The sequence below is a fragment of the Bdellovibrio sp. ZAP7 genome, from assembly GCF_006874645.1.
GTDB lineage: Bacteria > Bdellovibrionota > Bdellovibrionia > Bdellovibrionales > Bdellovibrionaceae > Bdellovibrio.
Genome location: NZ_CP030082.1, coordinates 68050 through 86731, shown reverse-complemented (window position 1 = coordinate 86731; position 18682 = coordinate 68050). Strand labels below are relative to the sequence as shown.

14 protein-coding genes and 1 tRNA gene are annotated in these 18682 nt (G+C 43.8%); 4 read left to right on the top strand and 11 right to left on the bottom strand.

Annotated features, from left to right (window positions below):
* Positions 1-83: 83 nt before the first annotated feature.
* From DOM22_RS00410 to DOM22_RS00390, 5 genes are all read right to left on the bottom strand, one after another.
* Positions 84-2429: a phosphoenolpyruvate carboxylase gene (locus DOM22_RS00410; protein WP_142698504.1), complete on the bottom strand. Its 2346-nt coding sequence runs from the start codon at positions 2427-2429 to the stop codon at positions 84-86.
* Between the two features lie 9 nt (positions 2430-2438).
* Complete coding sequence (gene queF / locus DOM22_RS00405; RefSeq protein ID WP_142698503.1) at positions 2439-2948, bottom strand: preQ(1) synthase; 510 nt, start codon at positions 2946-2948, stop codon at positions 2439-2441.
* A gap of 71 nt (positions 2949-3019) precedes the next feature.
* Positions 3020-5056 carry a hypothetical protein gene (locus tag DOM22_RS00400; RefSeq protein WP_142698502.1) on the bottom strand — a complete coding sequence of 679 codons (2037 nt, stop codon included), beginning with the start codon at positions 5054-5056 and terminating at the stop codon, positions 3020-3022.
* A gap of 61 nt (positions 5057-5117) precedes the next feature.
* Positions 5118-5585 carry a nucleoside deaminase gene (locus tag DOM22_RS00395; RefSeq protein WP_142698501.1) on the bottom strand — a complete coding sequence of 156 codons (468 nt, stop codon included), beginning with the start codon at positions 5583-5585 and terminating at the stop codon, positions 5118-5120.
* Between the two features lie 64 nt (positions 5586-5649).
* The gene (locus tag DOM22_RS00390) at positions 5650-6792 is read right to left on the bottom strand and encodes a hypothetical protein (RefSeq protein WP_142698500.1); all 1143 of its coding nucleotides are present in this window, start codon (positions 6790-6792) and stop codon (positions 5650-5652) included.
* Between the two features lie 116 nt (positions 6793-6908).
* Here DOM22_RS00390 and DOM22_RS00385 point away from each other — a divergent pair, with 116 nt between their 5' ends.
* The 3 genes from DOM22_RS00385 (at position 6909) to DOM22_RS00375 (ending at position 11347) form a co-directional block, all read left to right on the top strand.
* A complete protein-coding gene (locus DOM22_RS00385) occupies positions 6909-8903 on the top strand; it encodes a hypothetical protein (protein ID WP_210415659.1) in 1995 nt (664 codons plus the stop codon).
* A gap of 112 nt (positions 8904-9015) precedes the next feature.
* Positions 9016-10968, top strand: a complete 1953-nt coding sequence (locus DOM22_RS00380) for an adenylate cyclase (protein WP_246845773.1) — start codon at positions 9016-9018, stop codon at positions 10966-10968.
* A 160-nt stretch (positions 10969-11128) separates the two neighbouring features.
* Positions 11129-11347 carry a hypothetical protein gene (locus DOM22_RS00375; protein ID WP_142698498.1) on the top strand — a complete coding sequence of 73 codons (219 nt, stop codon included), beginning with the start codon at positions 11129-11131 and terminating at the stop codon, positions 11345-11347.
* A 16-nt stretch (positions 11348-11363) separates the two neighbouring features.
* On the opposite strand, the gene DOM22_RS00370 is transcribed toward DOM22_RS00375, so the two are convergent.
* Positions 11364-11996, bottom strand: a complete 633-nt coding sequence (locus DOM22_RS00370; RefSeq protein WP_142698497.1) for a DedA family protein — start codon at positions 11994-11996, stop codon at positions 11364-11366.
* Between the two features lie 88 nt (positions 11997-12084).
* Between DOM22_RS00370 and DOM22_RS00365 the strand changes: the two genes are divergently transcribed.
* On the top strand, positions 12085-12636 hold the full coding sequence (locus tag DOM22_RS00365) for a hypothetical protein (RefSeq protein WP_142698496.1): 552 nt from the start codon (positions 12085-12087) through the stop codon (positions 12634-12636).
* A gap of 6 nt (positions 12637-12642) precedes the next feature.
* On the opposite strand, the gene DOM22_RS00360 is transcribed toward DOM22_RS00365, so the two are convergent.
* The 5 genes from DOM22_RS00360 to DOM22_RS00340 form a co-directional block, all read right to left on the bottom strand.
* Positions 12643-13725: a hypothetical protein gene (locus DOM22_RS00360; RefSeq protein ID WP_210415658.1), complete on the bottom strand. Its 1083-nt coding sequence runs from the start codon at positions 13723-13725 to the stop codon at positions 12643-12645.
* A gap of 171 nt (positions 13726-13896) precedes the next feature.
* A tRNA-Ser gene (locus DOM22_RS00355) sits at positions 13897-13986 on the bottom strand.
* 100 nt (positions 13987-14086) lie between these two features.
* Positions 14087-15379 (bottom strand): serine--tRNA ligase, encoded by a 1293-nt coding sequence (serS, locus tag DOM22_RS00350; RefSeq protein ID WP_142698494.1) that lies wholly within the window; start codon positions 15377-15379, stop codon positions 14087-14089.
* Between the two features lie 17 nt (positions 15380-15396).
* Complete coding sequence (locus DOM22_RS00345) at positions 15397-15705, bottom strand: hypothetical protein (protein WP_142698493.1); 309 nt, start codon at positions 15703-15705, stop codon at positions 15397-15399.
* 34 nt (positions 15706-15739) lie between these two features.
* Positions 15740-18649 carry a tetratricopeptide repeat protein gene (locus tag DOM22_RS00340; RefSeq protein ID WP_142698492.1) on the bottom strand — a complete coding sequence of 970 codons (2910 nt, stop codon included), beginning with the start codon at positions 18647-18649 and terminating at the stop codon, positions 15740-15742.
* Between the last annotated feature and the right edge of the window lie 33 nt (positions 18650-18682).

Here is an 18682-nt window from a genome sequence, read left to right as displayed (position 1 = left end):
AACGGGCCTCCGCCCTCTGCATCCTATTTGAGCCAGGGCAAAGGGGAGTGTAAAAGATATTTACAGCATGCTTTTTGGGGCACTTATCCCGTCGTCAGCATACCACTTGCGACCCCTGTAACGGTCTCTCTAAGCAGCAGTAAATTGCGCTCCTTCAGAGCTATTAGTTGCAAGACATTCAAAGGATGAATCAGGGGCGAGCGAAGGGAAATGCTTTTTCCCAACCACGGTCGATACCACAACAGATTTCTTTCTCCCGTGATTTCGTACATCGCTTTTTTACACTCTTTAAATTCTTGAATAAAGTCTTTCAGGTATTTCTCTTGTTGATTCTGAGACAATTTGGAATTCGCTAAATACAAACCAAAGATATTTAAATCCATTTTCTCAAGCGTAAATCCCAATACCTTTATGTAAGAACTAAAGAGCTGGGATTCCTTAAAAGCTTTTTTATATACAGCCTTCTCAGGCTTATTCAGAGTCTTCCAAAAACTTCCAACTCCCCACCAAGTTGGAAACAACGTGCGTGTCTGTGTCCAACACAAAACCCAGGGAATTGCGCGTAAGCTTTTCAATTGGACCGGGCCCTGGCGCTTCGAGGGACGAGAACCCATACGCAAATCTTTAAGATATGAATACGGCGTTGCCTCTTCGATCATCTGCAGAAATTCAGGTTGCTTTAAAGTATCTTGATATTTGGCTTTGGTTGCCTCAGCCATGCGCTTTAATGCTTTATCGATACGAACAGATGAAGGTTTGCGAGCTGACTTTGCCTGTCGATCCCTAGCAACCATAAAGCGTTCAAGCTGTCTTTCTAAGATCTCAGCAGATGTATAGCTTCGATAGATCATTTCACCTTGAATGGTGACCTTAACCACTTCCAAAGCTGACAGTGGCCACCAATCGGTTTGTTCCTGCACAGAGCCTCCGCCCCTTTCAATACTTCCACCAGAACCATGAAAGAAGATGGGCTTGATATCATGGGAGCTAATAACCTTTTCTAGGTCTGACACTGCAGATTTAATTAAGAACCTGGAAGCAAATGCACCGTTTTCTTTTGACGAATCAGAATACCCCAGCATTACTTCAAGTTTCCCCGACCATTTCTTAGCAATTATGGAGCGATGAGATTTGCTACTTAAGAATTCTGTGATGATTGATTTACCTTCAGATAATGAATGTGCACTTTCAAACAGCGGGACTACGGGCAGGCGATACTCTCCCAGATATTTCTTAGTCAATTTCATGCCCGCAACAATGTCTTTTACTGATTCGCAATTACTTAAAACAAAGCCGCGCACATAGAATTTCGGATCATGATCCGGAGATATTCTAGAAAGAGTTTTTATCATGCGAGAAATATTGAAGCTCTTTCCCGGGTTATCCACAGCTTCATGCACAAGACCACTGTCTTCCCGAAGTTCTAGTGGCACCACCATGCCAGGAAATGATTTTAAAAATGCTTGGATACGAATCAAAACGGGCGAATCCACTCCAAAACTTTTTCTTTGCTCGACACTTAAATGAAGGAACGCTTCCTTAAGTCGATGAAGTTTATTCGCATCTTTTGATTCAATTCTTTTCAAACGCACCAAAGTCTGAGCAATTTCGGCGCCTAGCTGTTTAATCAGTTTCGACTTTGCCGCTTCGAAACCTTTGTTGCGAATCAACGGCTCCAGGTCCTTTTGATATTCCTTAAATGCTCGACTGAGCCATTTCACCAAAAGTCCTCGCGACATGTTCAAGCTTTGCAACATCGTCTTTTCGTCAACTCCCGGATGGCCGTCCTTATCTCCCCCGACCCACGTGCGAATGTAAAACGGATGCTTGGCAAGGCGTTGCTTGATGTACATTTCAATAATTTCGTCCTGCAGGCCCAGATTATAAATGTATTCAGCTTCGTCCATGACCGATGGCTTACGTTGTTTCGACATCGGGATGTTCCAAACCCATTTGATTAAAATATTCAGTTCGGGTTCATCTAATTCAGAAATTCTCTCCAAGCGACGTTCTAGCAACTTTTGAATTTTTTTAAAGTAGTACAGAGCATCGGGGTTTCTGGATTCTGTAGGATGTGCAGTCAAGACGTGAATGATACGCCCATAACTGTGAGTTATGGCTTCAATATCACGATCTTCGATTCTAAGTCGGTACGTGCGATATGCGGCCTCACAGGAATTAATAATTTCCAGCATCAAGGCAAAGGCATGGGCAATTTGATATTGTTCTTTTTCAGAAAGGCTTGCGAGCTCTTCTTGAAGTGATTTAAGCCCTTCAAGGGACTGACCCGCAGGGGATTTGATATAGCGCCGAATTCGTTCGATCCGATTGAAGCCGGATTTACCGACTTCGAACTCAATCACCTTCCCCAATTCCGTTACTGACCAATCAACAATTTTCGTAAGTTCTTGGGGAAGATTTTGTTTCATGAAGCCCTCTTAGTAGAGCTTGCTCAACTCCATAGAATACTTCCCAGGAGCGAACTCACTCAGACGTTTTTTCCACAAGTCCTGATAGAACTTGTCTTTACAAGCGTAGCTTGCATAAGGGAAGATCGCAATCCCTCCGCGCGGAGTGAACTCACCAATAACTTCGATGTACTTAGGCTTCATAAGTTTAACCAAGTCGTCACAAATTGTTTGAATACAGTCTTCGTGGAAGTCGCCGTGGTTACGGAAGCTGAATAAATAAAGTTTCAAAGATTTAGACTCCACCATCTTTTTATCAGCGATATAGTTAATAAAAACTTTCGCAAAATCAGGTTGGCCTGTTTTTGGACAAAGTGATGTGAACTCTGTGCAAACAAAAGTCGTCCAAGCAATCTTGCCTGGATTTTTGTTGTCGAATGCCTCAAGGGATTCTGGAGAATAAGTTTGTGCGTAGTCTGTTTTAGCTTCACCCAGGGCGAAGTTCTTTAGCTCTTTTGAGTCTCTGCCAGTCTTTTTCATAGGGGGATTTTTAACTCCCCCGAGACCGAAATTCAATCATTCTTGCGACAGGGTAGATCTTTCAAAAGATCCTATTCAAAGTTAGGAATACCTACGTATTTAGCGAGCCAATACGCATACAGATAATCTACGCCCGCATTTTCTGAACCACGGGAGTGATCATCCTTAAATCCAAAGGCCGTGTCTTTCCAGACAAAGTTGGAAGTAAAGGCCTGGTGCTCGAATACCGGGTAGTTATAAAGACCCTGATAGAAGTACTCCACCGGTGGTTCGGGGCGCTTTAAACCCTTCCAGAAAAGGCGAGGGATCGGAGAAATACACCAATCCGGGCGCAGGGAGTGATTGATCGATACATCCAAATTTGGCCGTGGATATGGAATCTCACGCAAGCCCCAAACTGACTGCGCCAAAGACGTCATGAACTTATCGTCGCTGCTTTCTTCCCTAAAGTTACCACCACGGGTCCCATGGGAGTATGCAAAACCATAGGCCACCATTGTCAGCAAATGTCTTTGAGCCGGGCTGTACGTCACCCAGGAATCCATCAAGCGCTCGCGCAGACGATCTCGGATTTTGGATTCGCCCATACGGTCAGCAATCATGATATCTGTGATGTCACCAACCAATCCTAAATTAATACCACTCCAGTCAGCACTGCCATGCCAATAGAACGTTGTATCCAAGCTATAGCTTGATGGCTTCCAGCTTAATTTTTTATAAGTTGATTCGTATTTATCACGAGCATTTTTATCTTTGTTTATAAGAGCCACAAGGCCATACGTGGGAGCCTGATTCTGGGGTTTTTCATCGAATGTTCTTAATCCCATTAAGCGGCGTGACTTATCACGAAGGTGAGACCAGATTTCCTGATCTGTTTCAGGAATTACCAAGCTTGCCCACATCATCGAGTGAGTCAGGCCCTTGTACATATCGTTATTGCCACCTTCTAACCAAAGCACGTTTGAATAAATGCCTTTACCTTGATGCCATTTATTCGGAATCGGTTCACCCGGAGAATACGGCATCAAGGTTCGCGCAAATTCCTTGGGATCATCTGTGATATCAATAAGCATAAAGATCGCACGCAATGATTTACGTACATTTGCCAAGGCTTCTGGATCTTTGGTCGCGAGATAGCGCATCGATTGCGAGCCAATATACATTCCCGTCCACAACGCAGAATCACCGTCATAGCGATACGCAACCAATTTCCCGTTGGCATCGACATCAGCTTTCGAAACCATCCCAATTTCGTTGATGTGATGAGTGACGGTGTTCTTTTCGTAACTCGCAGCTTTTTCTTTCAACGTCGGTGAATAGGCATTTCTTTTTACGGATGCTTCCGTGATTGAAATATCATCGGTCACTTTATTGACGACACGGATGATGTCTTTATTGTTTTGATAGAAGACGTAATCAGTCGGATCGAAAACGATGAAAGGACGTTCTTCTTTGAATTCTTTTCTGTTTTTAAAGGATTGTACAAAGGGATCTTTGGTAAAACCAACATCACGTTTAAATAAATTGATTACTCCACGAACTGCTAAAGGAACTTTCGGTCCTTGAGCATCGATATTGGTGCGTAAATTTATCCACAATGGTTTTGCTTCAAGATTTCTGCGTGTCGTAATCCACTCGGTATAATTTGAAACTTTTTTGTCAGAAAATTGCGACGACAAACCTTTATCAGTTACTGCGAACCGGGTGACCACCGTGATCGGGTTTTTAAAATCGCTAGGTTCTCTTTTTTGCGTTCCCAGCTTTTCAATAAAGTCCGCTTGGCGTAAATCATAGCTCATCACCAAAGTGTCGCCAGCGGCAACGGCTTTACCTGACCAGACTTCTTGAACTTTCAAACCATCATAGAAATAGTTGATATACGTGATCACACGAATAGCATCGTATGTGCCATCACTGGATTTTCTTAACTCAAGTTCACCATTGTAAGGACCACGTGTAGAGCTGGTGCCTTGCAGGAACCAAATTCCTTCCATCGCACCTGATGATTGTAGCGAGGCGATGTCTCGAGGAATCTGCTTTTCGACGGTTGCGCAGGAAGTGAATATAAAAAACGCTGAAAATAAAAAGAGGAATGAAAAGTACTTCATTCCTCTATTGTCTCCAAAAGCTAAGCTCGATTGGAGTCCTGTTTATAAACTCGACAAGACCTTAGTAGGGGATCTTGTCAGTTTTGTTTTCCCACTCTTTAAATACGGCAAGAGCTTCTGTATGACCACACTGAATCATCGGGACTTTGCGATCCTTAATGTCTTTGGGAATTTCCTGATAAAGAAAATCATCATCGAAATGAATGTCAGCAGCATCTTTGCGAGTGTTGCCGTAATAGATCGTAGAAATACGCGCCCAATAAATCGCGGCCAAGCACATAGGACAAGGCTCGCAGCTGGTGTAAATCTCGGCGCCCTCTAAAGAAAAGTTCTTAACATTAGCGCAAGCATCACGAATAGCCGAAACCTCAGCATGTGCCGTCGGATCATTGGAAGAAGTAACCTTGTTCCAACCCTCACCGATGATCTTACCATCCTTAACAACCACAGCCCCAAAAGGACCGCCAGCGCCACCTTGCATATTTTTTCTAGAGAGCTCAACCGCTCTAATCATGAAGTCTTTATTCATAAGGGAGCTGACCCTATCAGAGTCAGTATTGGAGTCAAGCCTCATCGCCCGAGTACACCTCAGGTTACTGAGCCTTTTTCGATGTGTCTTCTAACCAGCTCAAAGTTCCGGCAACAACTTTAACATTTTTCATCAATGACTTAGCTTCTACCCACCCATCGTTGTGGATAGCCTGCCAGCCGGCGCCTGCACTGTTAACAACCTTTAAGGCTTCGCGGCAATTCTGCTGTTTTGTATCGCCTTTAGGACAAATTTTCCGATAGCCCGCAACTACAATTGAGTGATATAGCGGCCTCGTTGTTTCACAATCCTGAACGCAAATGCCATCGAGAATTACAGGTTGCTTTGATTCAAGAATTTTCTTTATTTGAGGAATAAGCGATTGGCCATCTAGGATTTTTTCCTTCTGCGGGAAGTATCGGACCGTAACATCAGAAGGCTTGGGAAGTGAAATTCCATTTTCACTACATGCTTTCGGATAAAGAAGAGTATTCAGGGCCTTTTCATAAGTATCCTCTTTGAATGCCTGCATAACTCTTGCTTGATCGTTCCTAAGATTTGGATCGATCATCTGATCATCTTCAAGTTTGATACCCTTTGAGACAGTTTCGACGGCAGTTGCATAGAACTTTGAGGCGCAGCTATCGCATTTCTCTGAAAGAGCCTTTCTATAGCCCTTATATGCGGCTTCAAGATCCTTCCAAATTGCTTGTTGGGCCGCCACTGCATCATTCGCACCTTCTACTGGAATTTTTGAGGCGATTCTTTGCAGGGAAACACATTTCTCCGTTGGCATTTTAAACATGTTGGAAGCTAGAGTAAGAACCTTCGCTCCCGAACTTCCTTCTTTCAATTGCTGGTAACTATCGTCGTAATCAGTGAGACCATCTTCAATAGGTTTGGCTGCGTATCTGGCTATACCAAGAGTAGAAACACGCTTCTCCTCTGGAAGAGTCGAGCAGTCTTTAATTGACCCTTGCTTGCACATCTCGTAGTTCAATACGGTCGCAGCAGATGCCGCAAAGCAGATGCCAAAGGTATCTATCGTTGTTTTTGGAGGAAGGGATTTCCCCGGAAGTTCATAAGGATTCTGCTGATCTTCACCTTTAGGAACCCATTGAGCCGTTGTCGCCCAATCCGATTCTTTTGCATTCGCATTACAAAGAATAATTAAGATAGAAAATAAAACCAAAATCTGGCGCATCATATTCCTCAATGTTCTTAAATTTACCTCTTAAATAATAGTTAACTCACTAAAAACAAGACTAAAGTTTTGCCGCGTGAACTCAACTAAGTTTAATTTTACGCCGATTTAACAAAGTGATGCGAACCACGTTTCTAATTACTATTCTTTTGTTTTTTTCTATTCTAGCTCGTGCGGGAAACGACGTTGGTATTACATATAATCCTTATGGCACTTCAATCAGTCAGCGAATTCTAAGCTTTAAGTCTTATGAGGACATTCGCGTCGACTCTAATTTGGATGGGAAGATTGATGAGTGGTATCTTAAAAAGGGCAGCTTTGAAATTCGTATTAGCTATAAAAATGGAATTAAAAGCAGCATCTCATTTTCAAAAGTCGAGAATGATATTTTCTCTTTCAAAAGATTTGAGAATGTAAATGGTAAATTCGAGATCACTTCTAACATCCAAAGACAAACTATCACTATGTTCGGCCAACCCTCAGTTTGTTCTCCGACCGAGCTATTGATCTCAAAGGCATCTCAGCTAAATGAAGACATCTCAGCAATTATAGGAACTCAAAAAAGCTCCTGTAACATTGAACAACGACCTGCATTCTCAAAGAATCTAGCAAGGGTCGTGCAAAAGCTGCCTTCAGAGGGAATAAAGCTCGCGAAATGCGTGCAAGAAGCCAAGAATATTAAAAACGTAGACGTTAACTTAGTTTCTGCGAAACTATTAGCTAGTTATGACAAAATCTCTTTAGGACAAGCAAATAGCATATTCACTTGCCAGGCGATTGAAAAAGGAAGCTTCCATGGTCAAACCAAAGAAGACGGTAGTGTTACGTTGGTGGTACCAACTTCCTCCCAAGACCCAATTGTAAATCCCAATAAATTAGCACCACTTCTTCATCATGAACTGCTACATGCCGCAGGGATCAAAGACGAGTCAAGAGTGGAAAACATGGTATCGGCCTGCCTGAAATCTGGAACATACTCCGAAAACATCTCAAGCGAAGCTCCCATACTAACCCCTGAGAATCAGGCCGGTGTGCTCAGTAACTTGGGAAGCAGCACAGCTGTTACAAAAACAGCCGATGGAAAGATTGTCGGAGAATCCACAACGAAAAAGACCCCCAAAAAAATTGAACGGGGCGTTGCAAGCGCGGCTGCGAAAACCGGCGGCGAATTAGATATGAAATCGGAAATTGCGAATGCTGAAAAAGTAATTCCATCCGCAGAGAAGTTGAGTGTTGCGAAAGTTGACAAGTCACCGGCGGGGAAAGAGCAAGCCCTTCGCGATAGCGTTCAAGAAAGTGCTCCCGTTTTTAGAATGGCGAATCAAGCAATGGGCATTAGTAATACGCCCGCACTGGCAGACTTATCGTCGTCTTCTTCTTGGTCTTCATCGCCTTCTTATGCATCAGGGGATTCCGAAACAGGATCATCATCGCGCGGTTCATCAAGTTCCTCATCTGGCCAACGATATCAATCGCGTTACGGACGCTATCAATCTAAGTCCAATGGTGGAGTTGGAGCTGACGAATACGTAGCGGAAGAAATTGATTTAACGAAGAATACTGAATCCCAGGCAAAGAAAGCCGCAAACACCACAAGAACACAAGTGTCTCGATCTGGTACATATCAACCTGCAACTTTAGCTCCTGTCGAACCTGGTCAGACAAACTCTCGGGGGCCAGCATCTGTTGATCCCGAAGTTACCACGGGCAGAAAAAGAACGGGCTCAGCTTCGAATGGCGACATCGGAAGCGGCGGTGGATCCATCGCAACCGGCAGCGCCGGGGGCGCAGCAGATCTCAACATAAGTTCCAATTCTGGAGGGGGAGGCGGTACGCAATCGGCACAAAACCGAGCCCGCTCAGCTACGTCAGCAAGCCGGGGCCCGGCTTCAACAAATCAGCAAGGTAGCCCTGCACAAAGGCAGGAAATCATGACGACTTTAACAAACAACGACTACGTTTTAACGAAGCGAAAACTGAAAGATCCAAGCTTCTTAAGCGAGCTTGAGGCCAACAATGTGAAGGTCGTCGACGGGAACGGCAGCAGCTGGGGTGCGAAGTCCGGTACGACTATCTATTACGATGATGGCAACCGTTTCATACGTCAGCGATAGTTCCCTCATATTTTCAAAAATTATTAATCCAGATAAAACAAACACTTAAGTTGTTCCCAGACCAAACCGATAAACAAAATGAAGTCGCTAGTCTTTAATAAGGAGATTCATTTTGTTTGCGAAGGGTAAGCGCAACAAATCAATGGTGCTGTTAATCGTGGGAACCTTTTGGGTTGCTTACGTAGGCATTACTGCGACTCAATTTTATTTCAACGTTGCTGAAATGACTGAGCAAGTGATTGAAACAAAACATGCGCAAATGACTTTCGTTGAAGACAGTCAGATTTCTGCGCTTGTTGGTGAAAACACAGATCTGGTAAAAGCCAATCTTGATAAAGCTCGCGAACTAAATCTAATTCATTTCTATATTCTGCAAAAAGGCAGTGACCTTGTGAGCTTCCACAACAACAACGGCGATGCTGAAAGCATCAATGCAGACTATAAAGTCTTTAACGAAATTCTAGCGACGAAAAACATCGCCTTTAGAACAATTAAGATCATGGACTACCGCCTGACAGTTGGCGTTTTCCAAAACAAACCCCGCATCATCATGCAAACAGCTTGGGACTATAAAGGCATGATTCTGCGCGATCTAGTTTCTGTGACAGTATTCTTGTCATTGATTGTTTGGTTGTTCTTAAAAGACATTATCGATCTAACAAAGATACTTTCTTCTCGCGATCGCGAAAAGATGACAAAGATCCGCTCTCTTTCTAAAGAAGGCGCGACTCTTCTGCATGCGGCACAAACTTACGAAGCGACGCAAAGAACTCTGGCCTATGAGAACAAGGTCTATACCGAGACTTTGACTCCTGCGATTGTTCACGAACTGAAGTCCGGCAGAAAAGCGCCTTACGCATTCCAGACTTCCATGGTGCGCGTGGATCTAAACGGTTACACACAAATCTTCCTGGATAAAAAAGACGAATACGTAAGCGATATGATGAATCAATACTTCATCCGCTCTCGTGAAATCATTGAGCGCTATAATGGTTTGATTTACCAATACGTGGGTGACGAAATCGTGTTCCACGTTAAAGAATGTCAGGGTGTTAATTCTCAAGCTATGTCTCTTGCGTGCTTGCGCGCGATTTTTGAAGTGGCTCAAGACATCGAAGATCATCTTCCAGCGGGAGCAGATCACTATTTCAAAGTTAAAGGCTCTTTCGTTATTGGCAAAATTCGCTTCGTCCCTCAGGATTCTGGTTACGGACTTTCTGGGTTGCCACTTATCGAATCTGCGCGCCTATTAAGCCAAGTAGATGAAAAAGCGAAAAGCTCAATCACTTTCTATAGCGAAGCAAGTTCGTCGGTAAATGATCTTTGCACGATCGCTGAGACGAAAAGCACAATGCTAAAAGGTTTCTCGACTCCAGCAACTTTGTGCAAAGTAAATGATTTTACATCTATTGACAGGCTTTTGGGTCGTCATCAGCTTGAAAAGCTGACTTACTATCGCAGCGATAGCGATTTGATTTGTATCTATCGTTTCTTGGAAAAGTCGTTGCAAGAAAAAGATGAAATCAGTTTCTTCCGCGTATTCTCAGTTTTAAAAACTTTCAAAGTAAACCAAACAAGCCTGCAACAAGTGGCCGGTTTTGAAAAACTTGTGGAAACTGCTTACAAACTTAATAAGCAAAAAGACATTTCTGACAAAGTCCTAGCATCAGTGGTTTCTTTGGCTTCGAACTTGATCCCACATGCTTTCGTTGAAAGCTCTTTGTTGGCGGTTCTGGAAAAATGTCTTGATCACAAGGATCCACGCACTCAAGCAAACACCATCATTGTTCTTGGTGACCTTGCTCGCGACGTTAGTTTCCTTCGTCAATACATCTATGCAAGCCATAATCGTGTCTCTGCCGATGCATTGCTGGTTACGGGTAAGCAGAACTTTGACACTGAGCTTGCGAAAAAACTTTTTGAGTTCCTGGAATCCAAAAATCCACTTTTCCGTGCGAGCGGAAGCTTTGTGGTGAAGCATTTGGCTGACCATTATAAATCAACTGATCCAGTCTTCTTTGAAACGAATACGGATCTTAAAAAGCTTCTTAAAAAAGCGGCGTAAGAACCTTTCTGCGAAATACCCAATTCCTAGAATTGGGTTTCTAAAATCAGAACCAACCTTATCAAATCCCATATATAAGACTTGAGCACCAGTTTCGGACGGCAAGCCCCTTGCTTTACTCCTAATCAACCGGACATCCGGACAACAAAGGAGAAGATCAATGGAACTAAAAGCTCACTCATCAAAGGTTATTTATTATCTTAGAGACGCTATCAAAGAAGCCATTCTTGGCGACGAAAACAAGTGCCGTGAAGAAAATTGGGATATGCATTCTTCCCATCTTCACGAAAATTCAAATCATTACTTGTCTGTGGGAGTTGATGGAAGAATCAACTATAACTCTGGGCAAGCAAACGAAATGCTGCTTGAGTACCGATAACTCAAGCAGCTTTTTTCTATGCCTTTTTCAGGCGAGAAGAAATCCAAGGCCATACCATCGGAATCAAAGATACACCGATCACACCAAAGATCACGATGTGGAAGTTTCTTTTTACCACTGGCAAGTTTCCGAAAAAATGTCCCGCCAGGATAAAGATGAAAACCCAAGCAATCGCCCCAATCACGTTGTACGAAATAAACTTTCTGTACTTCATGTTTCCGATACCCGCCACAAACGGCGCGAATGTTCTAACAATCGGTGCAAAGCGAGCCGCCACGATCGTGAATGCTCCCCATTTATCATAAAAATTTTGCGTATCGATTAAGTACTGCTTTTTAAAGAAGCGACTGTCGATTTCAAAGACCTTGGGACCGAACTTCTTACCCAAGTGATAGTTGACGGTATCACCCAAGATCCCGGCAATCGTCAAAGAGCCTAGCAAAATCCAAAGATTCAAACCGCCCTCAACCGTCGTCAAAGCACCCAATGCGAACAATAAAGAATCCCCAGGCAAGAACGGTGTCACTACCAATCCTGTTTCACAGAAAATCACCAAAAACATGATCACATAGATCCACGGCCCAAAATACGCCATCCACTGAACCAAATGCTGATCAAGATGCAAAATAATATCGATAAGGTGAGACATAGAGTTTCCTTTTTAAATTCAATCGAGCATAACAAACCGATTGACGGTCCCCAAAGAAAATTTATGCTTTTAGTACGAGGGGACATAAATGAAACAATTCATCATCATTCTTACCGCACTGTGGTCATTGTCAATTCATGCAGCGCCAGCTGTTGCCGAGCTTCCTGAGGACGCCTGCGACAGTTTGAAATGCACAAAAGTTATGAAATCCATTCTTTCCGGATTCAATAACACTCCACATGCAGTCAGCCTGGAGCCCGCAGTCTACAGTGGGGGCTGTTATCATCTGGGAAATCTAAATCCCGATCACGAACACTTTGCCGAGTTGATGATTGATCAATTGGATAACGGCACCACGTACTTCTCCACTATGTTTGCTTACTTCTATCCAGAAAATCCGTATGCAAGCTGGGATCTGACAAAAGGACGCCAAGAGGCAACAGACTATGCAAGACAAAACGCTCGCATTACCGAAGGCAGTAACGCCTCACGAGTGGTGATGACGAACTCTGAAGGAGGCCCGGCAGTTGTGTATTACATGCGCCAAGATCCCGCGACTAAAACAATTTACTACATCACATACGGCGGCTTCGGCCCGCAAAGTACAAAAATCTTTTGTACGATGAACAAAAATCAGTAGTTGGATTTATTTTTTCTCTGATAACCAGGTCAAGGACTGATTCTCGTAAAAACTACGATCAAGAAGGACCTTGGCCTCTACCCAGCCATCATCTGTATAATTTTTCTGCCAGCCGGCACCCCATGGATTGTGCACTTTCACTCGATCAACACACTTGCCTTTCGAGTTACAAGCTTTACTAAATGCCGTGACCACGACTGAGTGGCCATAGCCTTTACATTGCGCGATTTTTTTTGCCGTAAGTGGCTCCTGAGCACAAAAATCAAAAACGACGGGCTGGCCAGTAGCCAGGATTTCTTTGATTTTTTCTGACGTTTCTTTGTAGTTTGATTTTTTACCGACAGACGGAAATATATTTAATTTCCAATCTCCATTTAGGCTGACCTGTTCCTTGAAATCCCAACATTTATCAGGAACTAAAGCCTTATCTAAAAATCTTTCATAAGTATCTTCAGAGAACGCCTTAAGCACTTCTTCTTGAGGCGTTCTTATTCGGCAGGTTTCCACTAACTCTTTTGATTTTTCTGCCGCAAAAATATCTGCGGCTCCCTGACCGCTTTTCTTTTTGATTTTTACGTATTCATTATAGGCATTGGTGAATTTGTTCCAAATTTCCGATTCAATTTTTTGCGCCTCTTTTAAATCTGAAACGCTCGACGTGAATTGATCAAACGGGGCACAGGTTTCGCGTGCAACCCCACCGGATCCGATGGCATTTTGCAAAGTCAAAGCCGCGTTCGACCCACCGAAGTTCAGGCCCTCATAATTAAAGCGGTCAGTTCGGTCTTCATCTTCTGCTAACACTTTGCCAAATCTGGAAATATCCAATGGCGAAACTCGATCCTTCTCGGGAATCTCGGCGCAGTTTGAGATTTTTTTTGCGACACAATTAGCTTGATCAAAAAGTGCGGCTGCCGTGAAAGCATAGCAAACCCCCACAGTATCTTGTGATCGAAGGCCTGGCATAGAAATAGGATTCTTAGGAACTTCTGAATCCTTCTGAAGGGAATACTCTGAACCAACGATGTTAAACCCCATCCATGCTTTAGCCGCAGGGCTCACAAGACAGGTCAGCAATCCAAGTGCCATAAACAGTTTCATAACTATATGTTAAAGGGGAAATTCACTACAGAGGAAGGCCAACGAAACAATCTTGCCAATAGACCAGACTTACGATGTTCAGAAATAAAAAAAGCGATCACTAAGGATCGCTTTTTCGTTTTTTGCGTTTGCATTCAGCTTCGCTGTCCAGCAAACAAATGGCGGAGAGTGAGGGATTCGAACCCTCGAGCCCCGCGAAGGGCTGCCAGTTTTCAAGACTGGTGTATTCAACCACTCTACCAACTCTCCGTCGACCGTTCTATGGGTTTTGACGTGAGTTATCAAGCGGTTGTTGTAATGACGCGCAGCATATTTTAAGGCCCACACGATCTGTGAGGCCCTAATCGCACTATTTGATTTCGGTTTTTCCGCCCATGTAGTTCTGAAGCGCTTTAGGAACTGCGATTGAGCCATCTTCACGTTGGTAGTTCTCAAGAATCGCCACCAAAGTACGTCCCACCGCCAGGGCAGAACCGTTCAATGTATGAACGAACTGAGGCTTACCACCAGCAGAACGGAAGCGGATATTCGCACGACGAGCTTGAAAGTCTTCAAAGTTCGAGCATGAACTGATCTCGCGATATGTGTTTTGACCCGGAAGCCATACTTCAAGGTCATGGGTTCTAGCAGATCCAAAGCCCATATCACCCGTGCACAAAAGCATACGGCGGAAAGGAAGCTCAAGATCGATCAGAACCTGCTCTGCATGAGACGTCAAAGCCTCGTGAACTTCATAAGACTTATCAGGATGACAGAAAGTCATAAGCTCAACTTTGTCGAACTGATGCTGACGAATCAAACCCTTCGTATCGCGACCGGCACTGCCAGCCTCAGAACGGAAGCAAGGGGAGTAAGCACAAAAGCTTTGTGGAAGATCTTTTTCATCCAAAATCTCGTTATTGTAGTAATTCGTAACTGGAACTTCCGCAGTAGGAATCAAATAAAGATCAGAGCCTTCCAAGTGGAAAACGTCTTCTTTAAATTTCGGGAAGTTACCTGTACCCGTCAAACTGTTTGAGTTCACCATGAATGGCGGAATCATTTCAGTATAACCATGACGAGTAGAGTGCATATCCATCATGAACTGAATCAATGAACGCTCAAGCTGAGCCGCCGCCCCTTTAAGGAAAGCAAAGCGAGTGCCAGTAGTTTTACCAGCGCGTTCGAAGTCGATGATGTTTAGCTTTTCGCCAAGTTCCCAGTGCTCTTTCGCTTTGAAAGAAAACTTTGGAATTTCACCCCAAGTTTTAATGACTTGGTTTTCCTTCTCAGAAGAACCAACCGGAACAGAAGAGTGCGGTTTGTTTGGCATCACAAGAGCCAAATTCAAAACTTGTTGGTCAGCTTCAGAAGCTTTTGTTTCAAGATCTTTTACAGAACCTTTGATTGTTTCCACTTCTGCTAATAGCGAGGAAGCATCTTTGCCTTCCCGTTTTAGTTTTCCGATCTCGCCACTCAATTTATTTTGATTGGCTTTCGCAGTTTCCGCCTGAGCGATCATCTCTTTGCGCTTTTTATTAAGCTCCATGATTTGATCCAGGATTTCCGGAGTACCACCACGATTGATCAAAGCCTGCTTATACTCATCGTAATAAGAAGCCCCATTTTCAGCTTTTTTTTCCAGAAGTTTAATATCGATCATTGTTCAGAAGTCCTCGGTTAAGGTGCGACCAGTATATACATTCTTAAAAGCATCCCGACAAGGACGACAATCAAATCAAAAATTAAGATTTGCGCAAAACTCCACTGGGAAAGAAGTTTTATGATAACTGCCATGACAACGATCGTCGCGAAAATCAGGGCGAATGTTCCATAACCGATCAATTCCTGACCGATCAAAGCCAGAGTCATCCCGACAAAGAAGCCCGTGATCATTCGCAATGAAATATGCAAAACTGTCATCGTTGTGGATTTTACGCCTTCTTGAACATTATTTGAAAAGCTACTTAGTTTGTCGCCGATTCCCATGATGGCATCCTCCGTGAACGTCCCTACTCAGTCTTTAATTACCAAGTCTATTTAACTTGTTTTCTATTTCAGCACGATCTGGAGCATTTGGGGAGAGGCCTAAGTATTTATTGTAGGCTTGTGCTGCGGAGCGAATATCACCCTTGATCTCATAGATCGCCCCTTGTTCCCGATAAATTTCCGCGTATCCACTTTCGCGAGCCGCAGCCAGCGCGAGCATGTCTTCTGCCACTTCCAATGATGCCGACTGACGGTAACACTGCGCCGCCCGTACATAAATATCCGCCCCTTGAGGACGGAGTTTCATGGCCTGGGAGTATTCACCCGCACACTCTGTAAACTGTTTGCGAGCCGCATACACTTCTGCCGCCAGTATGTAGGAGTCTGCGATATTTGGATTTAGTTTTTTTTCCATCTTCGCTGCTTCAACTGCGCCATTCAAATCACCCGAAGAAAAGGCCGCTTTACCAATGTTGTACCAGGTACGAGGGTAGTTCGGGTTAGTAGCCTGAACACGTTTAAATTGTTTGATCGCATCGTCATAACGAGCCGTTTCCAAATACAATTTCCCTGCTTGAAATAAAGCTTCACCATCAGACGGATCAAGAATGGCCGCCTGAAGGAACGCTTTCAAAGATTTATCGTTAAGTCCCAACGCCTTATAGCTTTCACCAAGACCCAACCAACCTTTTTTATTACGCTGATCTGCCTCGACAACTCTTTCATAAATATCTTTGGCTTGGTTCCAACGATCTTCTGATTTCATCACCTCTGCCAAGGCAATACGGTAATCTAACGTGTACGAGAATCGTTTGATCAACTCATTAAGATACGTGATGCCGGAATCCACACCATTCGTGGCAGCCAACATTTTTGCATAGGTGATTTGCGCTTCTGGATTGGTTCCATCAACCTCGACAGCTTTCGTTGCAAAGCGAACCGCGTCTTTCCCAGCGATTTCTTTGCGTTCAATTTCCTTTTTATTTAAAGGCATGATCGAAAGGGCAAGAGCACCATTTGCTTTCGAAAGTAAAATATACGTTTCGATGTCACCATCATAAGCTTTCAACGAACGCATTCCGTAATTAACTGCGCCAGGCATATTGTTTTTACGGAACTCTAACAACGCCAATCCACGCAAAACCTCATAGTTATTTGGAGCGATACGAATGGCATTCGTTAAAACCGTCGTGGCTTTTGCAAAGTCAAAACGCTGAGACAGATAGTCGGCTTGAGTCACATAAGCAGAAACCAGTTTCGGTTCAGCTTTAATAGCTTTGTTAAGCCACTCAATCGCTTCGAAACTTTGATTTAATTGCCACAATGCTTTTGCTGCTTTAAGAGCTGCAGTCCCATTCTTGGGATCCGATTCAAAAGCCGCTTTAAATTCGGCTTGTGCCGCAAGATAGTCACCTTGGCGGACGTATTGGTCACCCAAGAACAGAATGTCGCTAGTCTGATTTTTACCACCAGAAATTTTATCGGAACCACCCAGGCGTAATACCAACTGACGAAGACCACCGTTGTTCGGGTTCAGAGCGAACGCCTTTTGCGCCATGCTTAGAGCTTTTTTCTTTTCATTTCTTTCGACGTAAATTTCAGCCAGAACTTGCAAGCCTGTCGACTCGACGATAGGTGAAACCTGGCTTTTTGATTCCAGCGCTGCACTTAAAAAGCTAAATGCAGAATCTGACTTTTTAAATCCGCGATATTCTGTGATGCCCATCAAAATTTTAGCTTCACGATGCTTTGGATTCTTGGCCAGAACGTTTCTTAAAACTTGCGATGCCTCGTTGTATTTATCCACGGACATATAAAGCTTACCCAACATCACTTGTGGGTGAAGCCATTTGTCCCACATCTGACTGGCTTTTTCAAAATAGGGGACGGCGTTGTTATAGTCTTTTTCTAATTCTAAAAGCTCAGCCTTATATGTGTAAAGAATCGGCACCAAAGAGAATTGCTCGGGGCTTTCCAAGGTCGCTTCGATGTTACTGCGTGCTTCGCGGTATTTACCAAGCGTTAAAAGTTTGACCGCCTCACACACGCGCCCAAATGGGCTTACGACATTGATGGCGCGGGTGGATTGCGTCACTGCAGAAATGGTTTTAAAATCCTGGGCATCTTGTTTGGCAAAAGGCCAAAGCTCTCTGTAAACCACACACAGTAAGCCACGCACTTCAAGATTAGAAGAAGAACCTTCAACGATAGAGACAAGTTTATTTTGTGCATCCAAATACGATTCAAAAGTATCGTACTCCATTGCGACCAAGGCTTCGTTCAGTTTCTTTTTCACGTCAGCATCTGACATCGGAGACGTCTGCTTGGCTGGAGCTAAAAGATGAATTTTATCTCCGCGCGCAGGACCGTCATCCATCAACAACCAGATACCAATCAGAATGACTGCAGCAAGCCCCAACAATGGAAGCTTCAAGGTTTTTACGAGCTGATCTTTCTCCATGTTTTTCAAATTTGAAAGATCGATGACTGTTGCTTTCGCATCCGTTTTTGTTTTATTCGAAGAAATAGTTCCCGGAATAGTGACGGGTGCTACGTGCGACGGAGAATCATAGATATCAATTTTTCGACCCGCATTCGGATCGACTTTGATATTTGCCAAGCTATCCTTCGTCGGCCCACCAGGGATCGTTGACGAAGAATTCGTTTGGCCAGACGGTGGTTTCATTATCACCGTTTCTGCTTCCATCTTTTGAACTTTTTTTGGATCGACGTCGACAACACCCTCAAGTGCTTCGAGTAACTTATCATAGAACGCGGCCTCTTTAGAAATTTGCGTCCACTGACCATCAGGCAATTTTGAAATCATCTCCTGACCCGAAAAAACACCCTCACCAATCATGCGAAGAATGGCTTCAGTAGAGTAAGGGCCTTTAACTTGCCCACTGCGTGTTCGAACTACCCAGGTGATTTGAATGCGAGACATAGATGCTTAATAATACTGGCTTTTTTGTCAAAC

Coding starts and splice junctions, on each gene's coding strand:
- DOM22_RS00410 (WP_142698504.1), bottom strand. CDS start 2,429: ATGAAACAAAATCTTCCCCAAGAACTTACGAAAATTGTTGATTGGTCA.
- queF (WP_142698503.1), bottom strand. CDS start 2,948: ATGAAAAAGACTGGCAGAGACTCAAAAGAGCTAAAGAACTTCGCCCTG.
- DOM22_RS00400 (WP_142698502.1), bottom strand. CDS start 5,056: ATGAAGTACTTTTCATTCCTCTTTTTATTTTCAGCGTTTTTTATATTC.
- DOM22_RS00395 (WP_142698501.1), bottom strand. CDS start 5,585: ATGAATAAAGACTTCATGATTAGAGCGGTTGAGCTCTCTAGAAAAAAT.
- DOM22_RS00390 (WP_142698500.1), bottom strand. CDS start 6,792: ATGATGCGCCAGATTTTGGTTTTATTTTCTATCTTAATTATTCTTTGT.
- DOM22_RS00385 (WP_210415659.1), top strand. CDS start 6,909: ATGCGAACCACGTTTCTAATTACTATTCTTTTGTTTTTTTCTATTCTA.
- DOM22_RS00375 (WP_142698498.1), top strand. CDS start 11,129: ATGGAACTAAAAGCTCACTCATCAAAGGTTATTTATTATCTTAGAGAC.
- DOM22_RS00370 (WP_142698497.1), bottom strand. CDS start 11,996: ATGTCTCACCTTATCGATATTATTTTGCATCTTGATCAGCATTTGGTT.
- DOM22_RS00365 (WP_142698496.1), top strand. CDS start 12,085: ATGAAACAATTCATCATCATTCTTACCGCACTGTGGTCATTGTCAATT.
- DOM22_RS00360 (WP_210415658.1), bottom strand. CDS start 13,725: ATGGCACTTGGATTGCTGACCTGTCTTGTGAGCCCTGCGGCTAAAGCA.
- serS (WP_142698494.1), bottom strand. CDS start 15,379: ATGATCGATATTAAACTTCTGGAAAAAAAAGCTGAAAATGGGGCTTCT.
- DOM22_RS00345 (WP_142698493.1), bottom strand. CDS start 15,705: ATGGGAATCGGCGACAAACTAAGTAGCTTTTCAAATAATGTTCAAGAA.
- DOM22_RS00340 (WP_142698492.1), bottom strand. CDS start 18,649: ATGTCTCGCATTCAAATCACCTGGGTAGTTCGAACACGCAGTGGGCAA.